This window comes from Streptomyces sp. NPDC029164, from assembly GCF_055563995.1.
This window is the reverse complement of record NZ_JBVHWW010000002.1, coordinates 152,898-169,336: the sequence shown is the minus strand read 5'-3', so window position 1 is coordinate 169,336 and position 16,439 is coordinate 152,898. Positions and strand designations below refer to the sequence as shown.

The following is a 16,439-nucleotide window of genomic DNA, read 5'->3' as shown; positions in this document are numbered from 1 at the left end:
GGGGCACGTCCACGTGCGGGCTCAGTACGTCCGGCGGTGCTCGGGCAGCCCCATGAACTCGAACAGCTCCTCGGCGGCCGCACGGTGTCCGGCCGCCTCTCGCGACTCGCCGAGCGCCTCCGCCGCACGGGCGAGGCCCACCAGCGCGGACGCCTCCTCGGCCCGGAAGCTCATCGGGGCCGCGATCTTGTGGGCGTGCGCGTGCAGGGTGAGCGCCTCCTCGTACTCCCCCCACGTCATGTGGAGCCGCCCGAGGACGTTCTCGACCTTGGCGAGCCGGATCGGGGCGCCGCTCGTACGGCCGAGGAGCAGGGCCCGCTCGGCGAACGAACGGGCCTGCGTGCCGTCCCCCCGTTCCTCCGCCACCTGGGCGGACACCGCGAGCACCAGGGCCACGTCCCCCGACGACCTGGTCTCGTCGCACAGGTCGCGGGCGCGCTTGAGGGTCTCGTGCGCGTCCGTGTAGTCGCCGAGGCCCACCTGGGCGAAGGCCAGATCGGCGAGGGCCACGATCTCGTTGCTGCGGTAGCCGAGGTCGCGGCCGATCCCGATCGCCCGGCGGGCGGCCTGGGCCGCTTCCGGGTAGCGGCCCCACCGCTCGTACAGCGTGCTGAGGGTGGTCAGGTTCTCGGCCTCCGCGCGCGGGTTGCCCAGCTCCCTGGACATGCCGAGAGAGCGCTCCAGAAGGGGCAGCGCCTCCCCGTACCGCCCGAGCATCGACAGCAGCAGCCCGATGGTCGATTCGCTGTGCGCCTCGGTGTGCCGGTCACCGGCGCGCATCGCGGTGTCGCGCGCCTCCCTGGCCACCTCCAGTCCTTCCTCGAAGCGGCCGAGCTTCCAGCAGGCCGCGCCCAGATTGGCCAGGCTGATGCCGAGGAGCGCCGGGTCGTCGAGCCGGCGGGCGGCGGCGACCGCGAGGTGCCCGACGCTCCAGAACTCGTCGAGCTGTCCGCGCGCGTGCAGATGGAAGCCGACGTTGCGGCTCAGGCAGGCCGCGTACCGGTCGTGGCCGGACCGCTCGGCGAGGGACACGGCCGCCAGCAGCCCGGCCTGCTCCCGGTCGAACCAGCTCACGGCCTGTTCGGCCAGCGTGAAGGCCGGCCGTTCGCCCTGGTAGGGCGGGATGCCGGTGGGCCGGCGCTCGCGTCCGGGGAACAGCACCTCGCAGGCCGCGTTGGAGGTCGTCAGGTAGTAGCCGAGCAGCCGCTCGACGGCCGCCGCGTCGTCCTCCGCCGTCGCCGGTCCCCGCAGGCTCTGCGCGAAGCTGCGCACCAGGTCGTGGAAGGTGTAGAGGCCGATATCGGGCTGCTGCACCAGGTGGACGTCGAGCAGGAACTCCAGGGCGTCCTCGGCGTCCCGGACGGCGGTGCCCAGCAAGGCCGCCGCCGAGTACACGTCGGTTCCCGCGCACGGGTACAGGCTCAGGATGCGGAACGCCGTGCGGTACTCCTCGTCCATCGCCAGGTACGACAGGCGCAGGGTCGCCGCGACGCTGCGCTCGCCCGAACTCAGCTCGTCCATCCGGCGTTTCTCGTCGCGCAGCCGCTCGACCAGGTAACGCACCGTCCAGCGCGGCCTGTTGCGCAGCCGGGCGGTGGCGATCCGCAGGGCCAGCGGCAGGTGGCCGCACAGCTCGGCCAGTTCGGCGGAGGCCTCCGGCTCGGCGGCCACCCGAGTGGTGCCGAGCGTCTCGGTCATCAGGCTGGTGCTGTCCTCGGGCTCCATCATCCCGATCGACACCCACTCGACGCCGTCGAGGTCCAGCAGCCGCCCCCGGCTGGTGATCAGGACCAGACAGCCGGGCGAGGCCGGCAGCAGTGGCCGGATCTGCGCGGCGTCGACCGCGTTGTCGAACAGCAGCAGCATCCGCCGGCCGTCCAGCTTCGAGCGCCACAGGGCCGTGCGGCCCTCCAGGTCCTCGGGGATCCGGTCGCCCGGCGTACCGACGGTCCGCAACAGGCTGTCGAGCGCGCTGGCCGGTGACACGGGCCGGCCGCCCGGGGTGAATCCGTGCAGGTCGATGTGGAGCTGCCCGTCCGGATACCCCCCGGCCAGGCGGTGTGCGGCGCGTACGGCCAGGGTGGTCTTGCCCATGCCGCCCATGCCGTCGATGGCCACGATCCGGGAGTACCGCTCGGCGCCCCGGCCCTCGTCCTGTACGTAGTCGAAGAGTTCGGCCAGTTCCTTGGCGCGGCCGGTGAAGTCGGGCAGGTCGTACGGCAGGGTGCACGGGGCATCGGCCGTGCCGGCCTGCGCCGCCGGCTCCCCGGGAACCGGTTCCGGCGTCCCGGCCGCCGCGGCCTCGGGAGCCGTCCGTACGGGAACGGCCGGCTCGGGCGCCGGCGGTACGGGGGCCGGCTCGGCCGGTTCCGGCCGTACGGGCGCGGCCGGTACGGGCGCCACGGGTACGGGCCGCGGCCGCTCGGGCGCGGCCAGCTCGGGACTGTCCCGCAGGATCGCCTCGTACAGCCGGGCCAGCCGCGGTCCCGGATCGATCCCGAGCTCGTCGACGAGGAGCTCGCGGACCTCTCCGTACTCCTTGAGCGCCTCGGCCTGGCGCCCCGAGCGGTACAGGGCGAGCATCAGCTGGCCGCGGAGCGTCTCCCGCAGCGGATGCTGGGTGATCAGCGCGCGTAGCGCGGAGATGATCTCGCCGCTCTCGCCCAGGGCCAGGCACAGCTCGAAGCGCTGCTCGGCCGCCGCCAGCCTGCGCTCTTCCAGCGCGGTCGCCGCGGCCTCGATCACCGGCCCGCCCGCGCCGGACAGCACCGAGCCCCGCCACAGCGCGAGGGCGGCCCGCAGGGCCTCGGCGGCCTCGGACTGCCGGCCCTCCCGCACGGCCTGGCCCGCCGCCCTGGTCAGCGCGTCGAACTCCAGGAGGTCAACCTGGTCGTCGGCCACCACCACGCGGTATCCGGGCCCGTCGGTCGCGATCACCTCGTTGCCGGCCGGTATGCGCCGCCGCAGATCGGCGACGGCCTTGCGGACCTGGTGCGCCGCGGTCACCGGCGGGTCCTTCTCCCAGGTCGCCTCGACCAATCGGGCGACGGGCACCACCCGGCCGGCCTCGAGAAGGAGCATGCACAGGACCCGTTCCTGAATCGCTCCTCCCAGCCTCAGCCGTACTTCTCCGTCCCACCCCTCAAGTGATCCGAGCACATGGAAACGCGGTCTTCCCCCCACAGGATCCGCGCTTCGTCTCTCCCCGGATTCCGCATCCGCCCCCGGCATCGGCTATCCACCCCCCAAGAACACGACCCCTGGCCAGGTCACGTCACCCGGATCATAGGGGTTCCCCCTAGCACGCGGTAAGCATCCGGTAGCAGATCAGGAAGGGCGACACAGACAGTTCATGGGCAGGCCGGACGAGCTGGCAGCACACAGAACGAGTGCCAAAGGAGCAAGGTGTGGGAAGACTGGAGCGACCACTGGCCCCCGATGCCGGACCAGTCACCGCGTTCGCCCGGGAGTTGCGCAGGCTGCGGACCGCGGCCGGCAGTCCCGGTTACCGCGACATGGCCACCCGGGCCATGTTCTCCGCCTCGGTGCTCTCCGACGCGGCCGCCGGCTACCGCCTCCCGACCCTTCAGGTGGCGCTCGCCTTCGCGGAAGCCTGCGGCGGGGACCGCGCCACCTGGGAGCGCCGCTGGCACGAGGCGGCACGCGCCGACGGCGACGAGGGCGCGGCCCGCCCGGCGGCCAAGGCCGTGCAGCAGCACCAGGAGAACGAGCTGCGCGCCGCCGACGTGCGCGCCGTCCTGCCGCCGCCCGCCCAGCTGCCCATGGAGGCTCATCCCCTGGTGGGACGGGCCGAACTGCTCCAGCGGGCCCGCGCCCTGACGGCTCCCTGCTACGGCGAACAGCGCCCGCCGGGCCCGCTGCTGATCAGCGGTCAGGTCGGAGCGGGCAAGTCGTCCTTCGCCCTGCGGCTCGCCCACGAACTGGCGCCCGGCCTGCCGGACGGACAGCTCTACGCGAACCTGGACCCGGCCGCCGACGGACGCAAGGACGCGGCGGGCATCGCGGGCGGATTCCTGGAGGCGCTCGGCATCCCCGCCGACCGCATCCCGAACGATCCCGGGCAGCGCATCGGCCTGTACCGGTCGCTGCTCCACCGGCGCCGGCTGCTCGTGGTGCTGGACGGTGTGCAGCACGAGCGGCAGGTACGGGAACTGCTCACCGCGGCGCCCGAGAGCCGCATCCTCGTCACCAGCCGCTCAAGGCTCCTGGGCCTCGACGGAATTGGCCGAATAAGGCTGCCCGCCCTGGACCGCGACGAGTCGATGGAGCTGCTCGCCCAGCTGATCGGCGGGGACCGGGTCGGCACCGAACCGCGCGCCTGCCTGCGGCTCGCCGACGCGTGCGGGGACCTGCCGCTCGCGCTGAACCTGGCCGGGCGGCGGATCGCGGCGCGGCCCGAGTGGATGCTGCAGGACTCCGTGGCCGAGCTGCTCGGCGACGGACGGCCGGAACCCGGCCGTTTCCTGGGCCGGCTCCAGGTCGGGGACGACAGCCTGGGCAGCCGACTCGACAGCGCCTACCGGCTGCTGACCCCGTGGGCCCGCCTGATGCTGCGCCAGTTCGCCGGCTCCGAGAACCCGCCCTCCGTGGACAACGTCGTGTACGAGTCCGCGGACGCGCTCGCCGTCCTGGTCGAGCGCTCCGCCCAGCCGGTGGAGGACCTCCTCGAACGCCTCCTCGACGCGGGCCTGGTCGAACACTCCGATCTCCCGGGGCAGTACGGGCTGACGCCGATGGCCAGGGCGTTCGCGCTGGCCCAGCCCGACCCGACGGAGGAGGAGCAGGTGCCCGCGGCGCGCTCCGAGGTGCTCGCGCGGGTCTCCCGCTAGCCCCCGGCGCCTTGGTGCGCAGGCGCCCCGCAGCTCCGGCCGCGGGGCGCTGTCGTACGTCGCCCCTCAGGCGTCTCGGGCATCGGCCCCGGGACGCTGCCTGGCCGCCGCGTGGGTGATCGTGAGGTAGAGGTGTTCGTCGAGGATCTTGGCGAGGGAGATCCCGGGGCGGCCGATGCCGGCGCACAGGGTCCGCTCGTCCGCGCCGCCGCCCTCCGCGAGCGCCGCGCGCGCCCAGGTCCGGCCGGTCTCCAGGTGGCGGGCGAAGGCGGCCCCGTCCCGTACGCCGTAGAGCCGGTCGGCGATGGCCGCGTCCCAGGGCATGACCGAGTCGGGGCGCAGGGCGTACAGCGCCTTGGACGCGGCGGTCGGGCCGAGGCTGCGGCGGCCGATCGGCAGCGCGGCCAGTTCCTCGTAGGCCCGCGCGAGGCGGGAGACGTCGCGGGGGGTGAGCCGGGACAGCGGCGCGTCCGGCAGGGGGTGGCGCCCCCACCAGGCGGCGAGCCCCGCACCGAACAGGTCGGGTTCCCCCTCCCGCGGGTAGCGGATCCGGCAGCCCCAGGAGTTCAGCCAGCGGTGCAGGGCGGTGCGGTGGGTGGCGACGGAGAGGTCGAGACCGGGCGCGGTCTCCTCGCGCAGGGCCAGCCAGCTCCGGTCCACCCCGGGGAAGCCGTTGAACACCTCGGCCGAGGCGCGCAGTTCGGCCAGGGTGGGAGCGGGCGGGGGCGGCGGTGCGGCCGGAGCCAGGTGCGCGCGCGCCACCTTGGCCGGCACCACCATCCGCCAGGCCTCGGTGACCAGTTCCGTCAGCTCCTCCAGGTCCAGGGCCGCCATCCTGGCCTCGACCCAGTTGAAGCGCAGATCGGACTCACGGGGCATGGAGAACTTCGCCGGTTCCGCGGCGACGAGCGCCGCCCGCTCCTCCTTGGGGAAGGCGAAGCCCAGCTCGGTCTCGTCCCGGGAGAGCGCGAGATAGACGATCTGCCCGATCCGGAACTTCACGCGGTCCCGGATCAGGTGCTCCTCGGTCCTCGGCAGGCTGACCGCGAGCCTGCGTACGTCGTCCGTCGTGACCACCGTTTCCTCCTTCGCTTCGGCTTCCCCCTCGGCCGCCCGCTCACCGGCCCGCCAGCTGCGGGGCGAGCGCGTCGAGCGGCGGCCCGTCGAGCGCGCCGAGCCCGATCAGTGACGGGATCCGGCCGGTCAGCCGGTCAGCCAGCGACCGCGCGATGAGCGGCGCGAACTTGAAGGATGTGCCACCGCAGGCCGCGTACGCGTACGCGTCGCCGCCGAGGGCGACCACCAGCGGCCCGCCGGTCTCGGAGAAGGAGGAGTAGTAGGCGTCCTTGGCGGCGGTGACCCAGGCCGGGCCGAAGCCGGGCAGCAGGTCCCCGAACTCCTTCTCCAGCCGGCGATGCCAGTAGGGATCGGTGGCGTGGTCGGTGAGTTCGTCCACCACCCGGCAGGCGGTGGCCGAGGTCAGCTTGAGGGCCGTGCCCGCCACCGGCGGGATCAGCCAGGCTCCCCCCTTGGTACCGAGCGCGGGGATGGCCGGGGTGGACGCCCAGGCCTGGGCCTGGTGCCGGGGCACCCGGCAGTAGAGGAGGGACTGGCGGAACAGCGTCAGCCGTTCGGCGATGCCCTCCGGCATCAGCCCGCGGGACCAGGGGCCCACCGCGACCAGGACCGCGTCGGCGTGCAGCACCCGCCCGTCCACCAGCCGTACGGTGCCGCTCTCGCCGTCGACGGCGGTCACGGCCCGGTGCTCGATGAGCTCGATGCCGGACTGCCACTTCAGCCAGCCGACGCACGCGGCGAGGACCCGTTCGGCGAGCAGGACTCCCGCCTCGTCCTCGAGTACCGCGCCGAGACCGCCGTCCACGCGCAGGTGCGGATAGCGGTCGGACAGGCCGGCCGCGGTCAGTTCCCTGACGCTGCCTCCGGCGTTGCCGAGCATCGCCGCCGCTTCCGCCGCCGCCGCGGGCGGCAGCACGGTGAGGGCGCCGACCTGCTCGTAGAAGCGGGTCAGGAAGAGCTCTTCCAGTTCGACCCAGCGGTGGTGCGCGCGCAGCGCGGCCGCCGTGGCCTGCGGATCCGAAGGGTGCAGGGCCCGCAGGATCCGGTGCTGGTCGAAAGAGGTGGCTCTGCTGTGCGGGATGGGGCCTTGGTCCACGATCGTGACCTTGTGTCCGTCGAGCACGCATTCGACTGCCGTGAGCAGGGCGATCACACCGCCGCCCACTACCGTCACCCTCGCCGACATCACACACCTCCTTTCCGTGTTCCGGTGCCGACGAGTCAGCTGTCGAGGACGATCGTGGTCAGTGCGGCGGCCTTGGCGAGGTGCTCCTCGCAGCCCGGCCGGTCGTCGCCGGCGCAGATCACGTTGGCGTACCGGCTGAGGTAGCCGTCCGGCGGAAGCAGCAGCGTCGTCCCGGGCCCGACCATGACGTTCGCCTCCAGCAGCCCCGGGGTATCGGAAGCGGCGGGCACGTCGACCGAGCGGACGGTGCCGTTCCGGGGCGGGTAGAGGAAGCGGATGCCCACGGTGCGGGCCTTGGTCGGGGTCCACTCGGGGCGGGTGCCGGTCGCCAGCTCCGCGGCCACCTCGCCCGGCTCGATCCCGGTGGCGAGACTGCCGAGGTACGGGATGAGGTCGCCGCCCAGGCGGGCGTTCACCTCGATGATCACCGGCCCGCGGGAGGTCAGCTTCACCTCCGTGTGGGTGATGCCGTGGCCGACTCCCAGTTCCCGGTGGGCGTCCCGGAGGATGCCCAGCAGCTCCTCGTCGGCCAGCAGCGGATCGGTGGCGCTGACGACGTGCCCGGTCTCCTCGAAGTAGGGCTCCAGGCCCACTTCCTTGTGCGCGAGGAAGAGCGGGGTCCACTCGCCGTCGAAGACCGCGCCGTCGATGCTGATCTCGGGCCCGATCACGCACTCCTCGACCAGCGCCCCGCCCTCGTAGTCGCTGTTCCCGCCGCGGCCGGCGGCGTCGGCGACCTCGAAGGCCGCGCGGACCGCGCCGGGTCCGTCGACCCGGATGACGCCGATGCTCGCCCCCATGCCGCGGGGCTTGAGCACGACCGGGTAGCCGAAGGAGTCGGCCGCCGCGAGTGCCTGATCGGCGTCGGTCACGTAGGCGAAGTGCGGCTGGGGCAGACCGGCGGCGGTCAGCAGCTGCCGGGTGTGGTGCTTGTTGCGGCAGTTGTCGGCGCCCCGCGAGGTCAGCCCGGGCAGGCCCAGCCGCTCGGCTATGAGCGCGGTGGTCACCACGAGCGTCTCGTCGTAGCTGAACACCCCGATCACGCGGTGCTCGGCGGCCACCGCCTCGGCGGCCTTGATCAGCCCCTCCTGGTCGGGCACCAGGCGCGCCTCGTCCAGCAGCCCGACGGTGGTCGAGCCGATGACGTACTCCTTCTGCCAGGTCGGGTCCACCGCGTCCAGGATCCAGACCGGCCGTCGGCGGGCGGCGCCCGCGAGCAGGTACTCGCGGTAGGCGCGCTGTCCGCTGCCGACCAGGATCACCACGCCGTCATCGGTCGTCTTGGCGTCTTCCGTCATCTTCGTCACCTCGCGGAGTGGGTCAGGACCCGGTCGCCGGCCGTCGCGATCGCCGCCAGCTGGGGCTGGGCGATGGCCAGGTAGTCGGGGGTGGACAGGGCCACGGAGCGGTCCAGGCGGGCCGCGTTGAAGTAGATCTCTTCGGTGAGGATCAGTCCCTCGTCGACGACGAGGTGCAGATCGGGGTGGAAGCTGAGCGGCATCACCGTGCCGCAGACGCTGCCGGCCAGGCGCTCGGCGATCTCGGGCGTCGCGAAGGCCGTCCGGCCGCCGCCGAACAGCGCGCCGACCGCCTCCAGGTCGACCTGCCGGTCACCGGGCACCACCGCGAGCACGTACTTGCCGACCCGTTTGGTGATGCTCACGCGGACGACGATGCACTTCGCGGCCTGCTCCAGCGGGTGGCCGCGCAGCACGCTCGCCAGGTCCGTGCGGCCCTCGGCGGGGTGGTCGATCAGCCGGTAGCGGGCCTGGTGCCCGTCGAGGTGGTCGAGCAGCCTCTGGTACATCACAGCTCCTCGCCGACGTAGTACCAGTCCTCGGGATTGATCAGCCCGAAGGGGTTGACCGGGGCCACGCCGCGGAGGTCCTTGGCGACCTCCAGGAGACGGAAGGGGAAGTTGGGCATCCAGATGACCGGGACCTGCTGCGCGATGTAGTCCTGGTAGGCGTGGAGGTCCTCCAGGTCGTCGCTGACCACGGTGCGCGCGATCAGCTCGTCGGCCTTCGGGTCGCTGTAGCTGCCGAAGTTGACCGAGGAGCCGGTCGAGTAGAGGGCTTCTCCGGTGGGGTAGAACCCGGGACCGTAGCCCCAGCCGCCGTTCCAGTCGCTGAACTCCCACAGGCACGGGCTGTCGGGGCCCGGGGTGCAGGTGGTGTCCTCCAGGACCAGGACGCTCGCCTCGACCTCGGTGAGTTCGATCTCGATGCCGGCCTGCGCGGCGTCCGCGGCGAACTTGCGCATGACCGCGGTCAGCGTCTCGTGGCCCTTGGCGTACCGCATCGAGAAGCGCAGCGCGGTGCCCGCCGGGATGCCCTCTCCGGCCTCGCCGGGTCCGGTCCCCTCGCGGACGCAGATGCCCGGGGTGGTGCCGGTGTCCCAGCCGTTCTCGGTCAGGAAGCGGCGGGCCGCGTCGATGTCGAAGGGGTACGGGTCCTCGTGCGCGGCGGGCGAGAGCAGCGGGCTGTCCGGCAGGGCCGGGATGGGCCCGGTGGTCGGGTAGCCGTAGCCCTTGTAGACGTCGCGGATGGCGCCCCGGGAGTCGAGGCTGGACTGGAGTGCCTGGCGGAAGTAGAGCTGCTTGAAGATCTTTCCGGCGACGGTCGGGTTGTTGAAGTTGATCGGAAAGTAATGGATCTTGTAAGTGAGCTGGGGCACGAGGTCGTAGTGCTCGCCCAGCGGGTTGGGCCCGCCGAGCTGCGGGTCCTCGGCCGGCTCGGTGACCTCGTCGAAGGGCAGGAAGCCGATCTGTACGCCGTCGACGGCCTCGGGGCCCCGGCGGAGCATCTCGTACTGGTCGGTGTCCGAGTCGGTGGGAACCAGCCGGAACTCGTCCAGGTAGGGCTTGTTGGGGCCGGAGTAGCGCTCGTTGGGCACCAGGACGCATTCGCCCGAGGTGCCGTCGATGGTGTAACTGCTGAGCTTCCAGGGTCCGTTGACCACGCTCCAGACGGGGCTGGTGTCCCAGCCCTTGCGCTCGTCGTTGCAGGCCCGCAGGTAGGCGTAGACCGCGGAGGCCTGGGCCGGGTCGTGGGTGGCGTCGGCCGGGCGGTCGTCGCCGGTGCGGTCCCAGGCCTTCGGCAGCGGGGTGATGGTGCTGAACTGGTTCATCAGCACCCAGTTGTGCGAGTAGGCGCGGTCGAAGGTGAAGCTGACCTTGTCCTCGGCGACCTTCTCGTAGCCGGCCAGGTTGTCCGGGAAGAAGCCCGGCGTGTAGCCGCCGAAGCTGTCCTTCTCGGCCTCCAGGAGGTGCATCCACAGCATCACGTTGTCGGCGTTGACCGTCTCGCCGTTCGACCACGCGTACGGCTTGACGGTGATCGTCGCCGTGAGTCCGTCCTCGCTCCACTCGGGGGGCTCGGCGAGGCTGCGCTCGTAGTCCACCGTCGGCTGGCCGCCGGTGCCGTACCAGTACAGCGGGCGGTACATGAGCGTCTGGAACTCGTGCAGGTTGGCCACCCCGTAGTACTCGCCGGGGGTGAACGGGAAGATGAAGACCGGGCTGAAACCGCTGGTGCAGGCCCAGGTCACGCTGCCCCCGCGGAGCGGGGTGGTGGGCGGGGTCATGTCCTTACCTCCTCCAGTGCGGATTCACCGCTGTCCGAGTGGGCTCCGTAGCGCTCCCAGCGCTCGTTGAGCCGGATCCGTCCGTCGTCGAGGAACTCGGGGGTGCTCCAGCACCTGCCGGCGATCACCTCGCCGTCCGCGAGGACCATCGTGTAAGCGAATTCGAGGTTGCCGTCGGGCTCCACCCGGCCGTTCAGCGAGCCCCGGCGGACGGGGCCGCCGTCGAAGTCGGCCCAGAGCAGGTCGCCTTCCTGGCGGTAGTGGCCGACGGGGGCGTCCTCGCCCGCCGGATAACCGGTGTTGCGGAAACTTCTGCCGTCGTAGTCGATCACCGGTGTCGTATCTCCTGAGTGATGCACTTGACCGCGCCACCGGCCTTCAGCAGTTCCGACATGTCCACGCCGTGCACCTCGAAGCCGCGCTCGCGCAGCTCACCGATCAGGTGCGTGGCGGTCTCCGTCAGGACCACGTTCAGTCCGTCGCTGACCGCGTTCAGACCGAAGGCGTCGGCATCGTCCCGGGTCGCGAGGATCGCGTCCGGGTAGAGCTCCCGCAGCACCTCCCGGCTCTCTTCGGAGAACGCGGCGGGGTAGTACGTCACCAGGTCGTCGTCGAGGACGCACAGTGCGGTGTCCAGGTGGTAGAAGCGGGGGTCGATCAGGTCCAGTCCGACCACCGGCAGGCCGAAGAACGCGCGGAGCTCCTCGTGCGCGACGGGGTCGCTGCGGAATCCCGCACCGGCCAGGACGCGCCGGCCGGCGGGGGCGAAGTCCCCCTCGCCCTCGTTGACGTGCTCCGGTACGAGGACCTCGGTGTGGCCGTTCCCTTCGAACCAGGCCCGGTACGCGTCGGCCTCGGCCGCCCGCTCCCGGTGGCGGAACCTCGCGATGAGCACCTTGTCGTCGATCACGGTGGCGCCGTTGGCGGAGAACACCATGTCCGGCAGGCCCGGGACCGGGTCGATGAAGGAGACCTCGTGGCCGAAGCCGAGGTAGAGGTCCCGGATCCGCTCCCACTGGGCCAGCGCCAGCTCGGCGTCCATCGGCTTGTCCGGGTTCATCCACGGGTTGATCGCGTAGCTCACCTCGAAGTGGGTGGGCCGGCACATCAGGTAGTGGCGCTTGGTGGCCGTGCGCCGCGGGGACTCAGCCATGCTCCGGCCTCATCTCGGTGCGGATGCGGCCGGCCGCGACGTGCGCGGTGGTCAGCGCATCCGTCAGGGAGGTGCCGGTGGCGCCGATGAAACCGAGGATGTTGTTGCCCGCCGGCGGGCGCTTGATGACGGTCCCCGCCGTGGCCGTGACCTTGAGGAAGAACAGCGCGGGGTCCTCGGCGACCTCGGTCGGCACCTCGATGGACTCGACCGTTCCGGCCCCGCTGATCAGGCACATCGCGGCGGTGTGCACACCCGTCGGCGCGTAGTGCGAGACGTCCGGCTCGGTGCCCCGGGCCACGTCCACCACGCACTGGATGGGGTCGTGGCCGGCGCTGATCCGCGCCATGTGGTCGAGTCCGCCGCCGCCGGGACGGATCGCTATCTCCAGGATGAAGGGCTTGCCCTGGTGGAACCTCACCTCGGCGTGGAGCACGGACCGGCGCAGTCCCTGGGCGTGGGCCGCGTCCCGGACCACCTCGTGGACCGCGGCGATCTGCTCGGGGGTCAGCGAGCTCGGCGCGTGGTGGACGTCGTCGTCGAAGGTCCCGCTCTCCACGGTGATCCGGTCCACGATGGAGCCGAGGTACACCTCCTCGTCCCAGGCCAGCGCCTCGATGAGGTGCTCGTGACCGTCGAGGTAGCCCTCGACGATGATCCCGTTCGGGCCGAGGTCCAGTCCGTCGGCCTCCATCAGGGCCCAGGTCATGGTCTCGATGCCCGAGGTGGCGTCCGCGAAGCGGGCCCGCATCTCCTCGGGGTCGTCGACCTTGAACACGAAGTTGCTGGCCGCGCCCAGGGTGGGCTTCAGGATCAGCGGGTAGCCGAGCGCCTCCCCGGCCGCCAGGGCGGCCTCGACGTCGGGGGCGTAGCGGTAACCGGGGTGCGCCGCGCTGCCGCGCTCGTGGGCCTGGCGCATCAGGTACTTGTTGCGGCTGGTGCGGGCGGCTTCGAGGCCGATGCTCGGCAGGCCGAGCGCCTCGGCGACGACCGCCACCGTGACGACCCCGGACTCCGAGAAGGTCAGGACCCCCTCGAACTCCTCCTCCGCGTGCCAGACCTTGGCGGCGGTGACGATGTCCTCGATGTGCTTGGAGCCGGCGATCCGGTAGCGGTCCGCGTCCCAGAAGTCCTCCGTGCCGATGCCGTTGAGGACGTGGACCTCGGCCCCGAGGGCCTCGATCTGCCGGTAGCGCGAGACGTAGTAGGTGGCGTTCTGGCTGGCTTCGATCGCGAGCAGCTTCATCTGTGCCGACCCCCCTCAGACCTTGGCCGGCACGGCTTCGGCCGGGACGGCCTCGGCGACGGGCTCGGACACGGTGGAAGCAGCGGCGGCGGGCTCGGACACGGTCTCGGCGGCGGCAGCGGCGGCCTCGGCGGCGGCGACCTCACGGTCGTGCTTGCTGAGCGAGATGACGGTGATGGTGGCGATGACGACGACCAGGGCGGAGAGGGCGTAGAAGCCGTTCTTCACGTTGGTGGAGTCGACCAGGAGCGAGATCAGGACGACGGCGGTGGTGCCGGCCGCGAGGCCGAAGGCGTTGGTGGCACCGAAGACGAAGCCCGTCTTCTCCTCGGGCGCCGCGCTCATCAGGGCGGTGCGGGCCGAGATGCGGGCCACGCAGAAGGCGATGGCGGCGAAGGGGATGACGGCCATCATCGCGTAGAGGTGGATGGACTCCAGGGACAGGAGCACCGCGAAGGCGAGGTAGCCGATCAGGGCGGTCTTCAGCACGGTGGCCTTGGAGCTGATCTTCTTGAAGGCCCAGGCCGCGAACAGCGCACCGATGCCGAACAGGGCGTCGACGATGCCGAGGTAGCCGGCGTTGGACTTGAAGCCCTCGATGACCAGGACCAGCATGATGCTGTTGCCGACGATGATGACGATGTTGCCGATGATGTAGAGCACCGCGAGACGGGCCAGCGGCGGGCGGGAGGCGGACAGCTTGGCGGCGGCGGCCGACGCGGCCTTGGCCGCGGCCTCGGTGACGGCCTGGCCGGCCGGACGACGGCCGATGAAGAACAGCAGCACGGCGGAGAGCAGGAACGTGATCGCGTTGAAGTAGAAGAGCGACGTGGTGCCGACCCAGACGATCACCCAGCCGCCGAGGGCCGCCGAGGCGAGCGTGCCGGCCTGGATGGCGATCTCGGCGTTGCCGTTGAACTGGGCCAGCCGGGACTCCGGGATGCGCTCCTTGATCAGGGCGTTGCTGGCCGGGAAGAAGAGGGCCGCCGAGATCGACAGGATGAAGCTGGCGACGTAGCTGACGGTCGAGGGGTTGCCGCCGAGGGCCAGCCAGACCGGCAGACCGATCGCGGCGGCGGCGCTGGCCAGGTCGGAGACCATCGCCAGGGTGCGGCGGTCGAAGCGGTCGGCGAGCTTGCCGAAGAAGAGGGAGAGCGCCACCTGCGGGATGGTGACGGCGATCATCAGCCAGCTGACCGCGAGCATGGTGTTGGCCTCGGTGAAGACCAGGTACGAGGCGGCGGTGAGCTGGATGCCGTTGCCCAGGTTGGTGATGAAGGTGGCGGGGATGAGCAGGCGTTCTGCCCGATTGGGACGGGGCGGGGCGATCGTGGACACAGTGCTCCTCGGAGGTCAGGCTCGGATGTCGGCCGGCTCGGCCACGGGCGCGAACGCCCCGACCGCGGTGGACAGGAGGGGGAGTCGCAGCGGAGCGACGGGGTCGGTGGTGAACGCGCCGGCCGGGAGGGTCAGATCGGCCCCGGCCCGCTCGGCACGGGCCGCGAGGTCGACGAGCAGCGGAGCGGCGCAGGCCGTCAGCGTCCGGACGGCGAGGACCAGGTCACCGAGGTCGGTCGGGACGTCCAGGGCCACCCGGTCCGCCTGCTTCAGCAGCCGGTCGAGGTGGACGACGACCAGATCGGCCGCCCGGTGGAGGCTGAAGCTCTCCAGCTCGTAGTGGGAGCGGAAGCGCTCGACGACGATGCCCGCGTGGTCGGCGCCGGTCCGCGACACCGGGAGCAGCGCGTCCGTCGGGACGGCGGCGAGCAGTTCCTCCACGCGGCGGGCGAGCCGGTTCCACGGCTCGACCAGCCGGGAGCTCGCCAGGGTCTCGAGCGCCTGGCGGCTGAAGTTCGTCCGGGAGTGCTCCGGCGCGGTGAGCGCCAGGTAGAAGCGGACCAGGTCGCGGGGCACCTCGGCCACCAGATCGGCGGCCCAGACCACGTGGCCTTTGCTTGTTGAGAACTTCTGGTTCTCCAGCTCGTAGAACTCGTTCGACACGATGGCGTGCGGCTCGACGTACCGGTCGCCGTGCGCCATCAGCAGGGCCAGGTGCGTCATTCCCCAGAAGTAGACGTTGTCGAATCCGAGGAAGTACACGAGGTCGATGCCGTGCTCGGACAGCCAGTGCTCGTCGTACCGGTCGGTGTGCTCACCGAGCTGCTCGGCCGCGTACCAGGTGCAGTACATCGAGGCGGCCATGCCCTCGGCCCACGCGTTGAGGACCTGTCCGGGCGTCTCGACGAACGGCGCCGGGATGCCCCAGCCGGTGGGGTAGGTGATCGGGAAGTCCGGCAGCGGACGTTCCAGCGCCTCGCGGACCAGCTGCGCGGTGTGCGGCCGCAGTACGTCCCGGTGGCGGACGTAGTAGTCGGCGAGGCGGTCGCGGTACTCCTCCATCGGCAGGACCAGGATCTGCGCCTCGCGGTGCGTGACCACGGCGTCCGGGTCGACGGTGGAGCGCGGACGCAGCAGCTCGTCGAAGTTGTTGGGGTGTCCGCAGGACTCGCAGAGCCCACCGCGGCTCTCCACCAGGCACACCGGGCAGTCGCCGGCGACCAGGCCCTCCATGAGGTACTCGCCGGTGGCCTCGACGTACGGCAGGCGCACGGTCTTCAGCCGGAACACGCCGTCGTTGTGGAGGTCGGTGACGAAGTCGATGACGGTCTGCCGGTACCCCTTGTCGAAGGGGGCGAAGCCGTCCACGGAGATGCCCGCCGCCTCCAGGGTGGCGCGGATCTGCGTCGCGGAGCGCAGGGCCAGCTCCTCCGGCGTCAGGCCGGCCTTGGCCGCGCTGGACACCACGTAGGTCTGGCTGTCGTCGGTGCCGCTGGTGAAGATCACCGGACGGCCGGAGGCCCGCAGGTAGCGTGCGTGCACGTCACCGGCCAGGTACGGGCCCGCCAGGTGCCCGGTGTGCAGATCCCCGTTGGGGGTGGGCGGCGGCGCGATGATGACCGTACGGCGTGTCATGCCCGGGCTCCTTCGTGGCGTGCTGCGAACCGCTGCGTCATGTCGAGGTCCCACCAGACCGAATACATCTCGAAGTCCTCGTCGGACTCGTTGATCACCCGGTGGTCCGAGCCGGGGGCGAAGTAGACGATGTCGCCGGTCACGAGGGGCTTGCGGACGCCCTGCGACTCCAGGACCGCGGTGCCGGAGACGGCGATGAAGATCTCGTACTCGTGGTGGGCGTGCGCCGTCGACGCGGTGCCGGGGCGGATCACGCACCAGGACCCCTCGAAGGGGGCGTTGAGCTCGGGCCAGGGCAGCAGGCGCTGGGCGTCCAGCCCGTTCTCGTGCGTCAGTCCGTCGCGGTCGAGTTGCTTGGTGAGCATGTGG

13 protein-coding genes are annotated in these 16,439 nt (G+C 71.7%); 1 reads left to right on the top strand and 12 read right to left on the bottom strand.

Annotated features, from left to right (window positions below):
• Nucleotides 1-21: 21 nt before the first annotated feature.
• Nucleotides 22-3,081 (bottom strand): AfsR/SARP family transcriptional regulator, encoded by a 3,060-nt coding sequence (locus tag ACZ4VT_RS03270; RefSeq protein ID WP_467946119.1) that lies wholly within the window; start codon nucleotides 3,079-3,081, stop codon nucleotides 22-24.
• A 326-nt stretch (nucleotides 3,082-3,407) separates the two neighbouring features.
• Between ACZ4VT_RS03270 and ACZ4VT_RS03265 the strand changes: the two genes are divergently transcribed.
• Nucleotides 3,408-4,850: an NB-ARC domain-containing protein gene (locus ACZ4VT_RS03265; protein ID WP_467946117.1), complete on the top strand. Its 1,443-nt coding sequence runs from the start codon at nucleotides 3,408-3,410 to the stop codon at nucleotides 4,848-4,850.
• Nucleotides 4,851-4,916: 66 nt separating this feature from the next.
• Here ACZ4VT_RS03265 and ACZ4VT_RS03260 read toward each other — a convergent pair whose 3' ends face one another.
• Genes ACZ4VT_RS03260 through ACZ4VT_RS03210 form a run of 11 tightly spaced genes read right to left on the bottom strand, consistent with a single transcriptional unit; the run spans nucleotide 4,917 to nucleotide 16,435 of the window.
• Nucleotides 4,917-5,927 (bottom strand): MmcQ/YjbR family DNA-binding protein, encoded by a 1,011-nt coding sequence (locus tag ACZ4VT_RS03260; RefSeq protein ID WP_467946115.1) that lies wholly within the window; start codon nucleotides 5,925-5,927, stop codon nucleotides 4,917-4,919.
• A gap of 40 nt (nucleotides 5,928-5,967) precedes the next feature.
• Nucleotides 5,968-7,113: an NAD(P)/FAD-dependent oxidoreductase gene (locus ACZ4VT_RS03255; protein ID WP_467946113.1), complete on the bottom strand. Its 1,146-nt coding sequence runs from the start codon at nucleotides 7,111-7,113 to the stop codon at nucleotides 5,968-5,970.
• Nucleotides 7,114-7,148: 35 nt separating this feature from the next.
• Nucleotides 7,149-8,411 carry an ATP-grasp domain-containing protein gene (locus ACZ4VT_RS03250; protein WP_467946111.1) on the bottom strand — a complete coding sequence of 421 codons (1,263 nt, stop codon included), beginning with the start codon at nucleotides 8,409-8,411 and terminating at the stop codon, nucleotides 7,149-7,151.
• A 5-nt stretch (nucleotides 8,412-8,416) separates the two neighbouring features.
• Nucleotides 8,417-8,920, bottom strand: a complete 504-nt coding sequence (locus ACZ4VT_RS03245; RefSeq protein WP_301368898.1) for a YbaK/EbsC family protein — start codon at nucleotides 8,918-8,920, stop codon at nucleotides 8,417-8,419.
• The gene (locus ACZ4VT_RS03240; RefSeq protein ID WP_467946109.1) at nucleotides 8,920-10,698 is read right to left on the bottom strand and encodes an ABC transporter substrate-binding protein; all 1,779 of its coding nucleotides are present in this window, start codon (nucleotides 10,696-10,698) and stop codon (nucleotides 8,920-8,922) included. The genes ACZ4VT_RS03245 and ACZ4VT_RS03240 overlap by 1 nt, the downstream gene beginning before the upstream one ends.
• On the bottom strand, nucleotides 10,695-11,030 hold the full coding sequence (locus ACZ4VT_RS03235) for an avidin-fold protein (RefSeq protein ID WP_362799244.1): 336 nt from the start codon (nucleotides 11,028-11,030) through the stop codon (nucleotides 10,695-10,697). Before ACZ4VT_RS03235 ends, ACZ4VT_RS03240 begins: the two co-directional genes overlap by 4 nt.
• On the bottom strand, nucleotides 11,027-11,851 hold the full coding sequence (gene ddaH, locus ACZ4VT_RS03230; protein ID WP_467946107.1) for a dimethylargininase: 825 nt from the start codon (nucleotides 11,849-11,851) through the stop codon (nucleotides 11,027-11,029). The genes ACZ4VT_RS03235 and ddaH overlap by 4 nt, the downstream gene beginning before the upstream one ends.
• A complete protein-coding gene (locus ACZ4VT_RS03225; RefSeq protein ID WP_467946106.1) occupies nucleotides 11,844-13,097 on the bottom strand; it encodes an ATP-grasp domain-containing protein in 1,254 nt (417 codons plus the stop codon). Before ACZ4VT_RS03225 ends, ddaH begins: the two co-directional genes overlap by 8 nt.
• Before the next feature lie 15 nt (nucleotides 13,098-13,112).
• A complete protein-coding gene (locus ACZ4VT_RS03220; RefSeq protein ID WP_467946105.1) occupies nucleotides 13,113-14,435 on the bottom strand; it encodes an MFS transporter in 1,323 nt (440 codons plus the stop codon).
• A 15-nt stretch (nucleotides 14,436-14,450) separates the two neighbouring features.
• Nucleotides 14,451-16,070, bottom strand: a complete 1,620-nt coding sequence (locus ACZ4VT_RS03215; RefSeq protein WP_467946104.1) for a class I tRNA ligase family protein — start codon at nucleotides 16,068-16,070, stop codon at nucleotides 14,451-14,453.
• The gene (locus ACZ4VT_RS03210; protein WP_467946103.1) at nucleotides 16,067-16,435 is read right to left on the bottom strand and encodes a cupin domain-containing protein; all 369 of its coding nucleotides are present in this window, start codon (nucleotides 16,433-16,435) and stop codon (nucleotides 16,067-16,069) included. The genes ACZ4VT_RS03215 and ACZ4VT_RS03210 overlap by 4 nt, the downstream gene beginning before the upstream one ends.
• Between the last annotated feature and the right edge of the window lie 4 nt (nucleotides 16,436-16,439).

What these genes read in the sequence shown, in the direction of transcription:
- ACZ4VT_RS03270 (WP_467946119.1), bottom strand. Translation starts at nt 3,081, where the DNA reads ATGCTCCTTCTCGAGGCCGGCCGGGTGGTGCCCGTCGCCCGATTGGTC.
- ACZ4VT_RS03255 (WP_467946113.1), bottom strand. Translation starts at nt 7,113, where the DNA reads ATGTCGGCGAGGGTGACGGTAGTGGGCGGCGGTGTGATCGCCCTGCTC.
- ACZ4VT_RS03250 (WP_467946111.1), bottom strand. Translation starts at nt 8,411, where the DNA reads ATGACGGAAGACGCCAAGACGACCGATGACGGCGTGGTGATCCTGGTC.
- ACZ4VT_RS03245 (WP_301368898.1), bottom strand. Translation starts at nt 8,920, where the DNA reads ATGTACCAGAGGCTGCTCGACCACCTCGACGGGCACCAGGCCCGCTAC.
- ACZ4VT_RS03240 (WP_467946109.1), bottom strand. Translation starts at nt 10,698, where the DNA reads ATGACCCCGCCCACCACCCCGCTCCGCGGGGGCAGCGTGACCTGGGCC.
- ddaH (WP_467946107.1), bottom strand. Translation starts at nt 11,851, where the DNA reads ATGGCTGAGTCCCCGCGGCGCACGGCCACCAAGCGCCACTACCTGATG.
- ACZ4VT_RS03225 (WP_467946106.1), bottom strand. Translation starts at nt 13,097, where the DNA reads ATGAAGCTGCTCGCGATCGAAGCCAGCCAGAACGCCACCTACTACGTC.
- ACZ4VT_RS03215 (WP_467946104.1), bottom strand. Translation starts at nt 16,070, where the DNA reads ATGACACGCCGTACGGTCATCATCGCGCCGCCGCCCACCCCCAACGGG.
- ACZ4VT_RS03210 (WP_467946103.1), bottom strand. Translation starts at nt 16,435, where the DNA reads ATGCTCACCAAGCAACTCGACCGCGACGGACTGACGCACGAGAACGGG.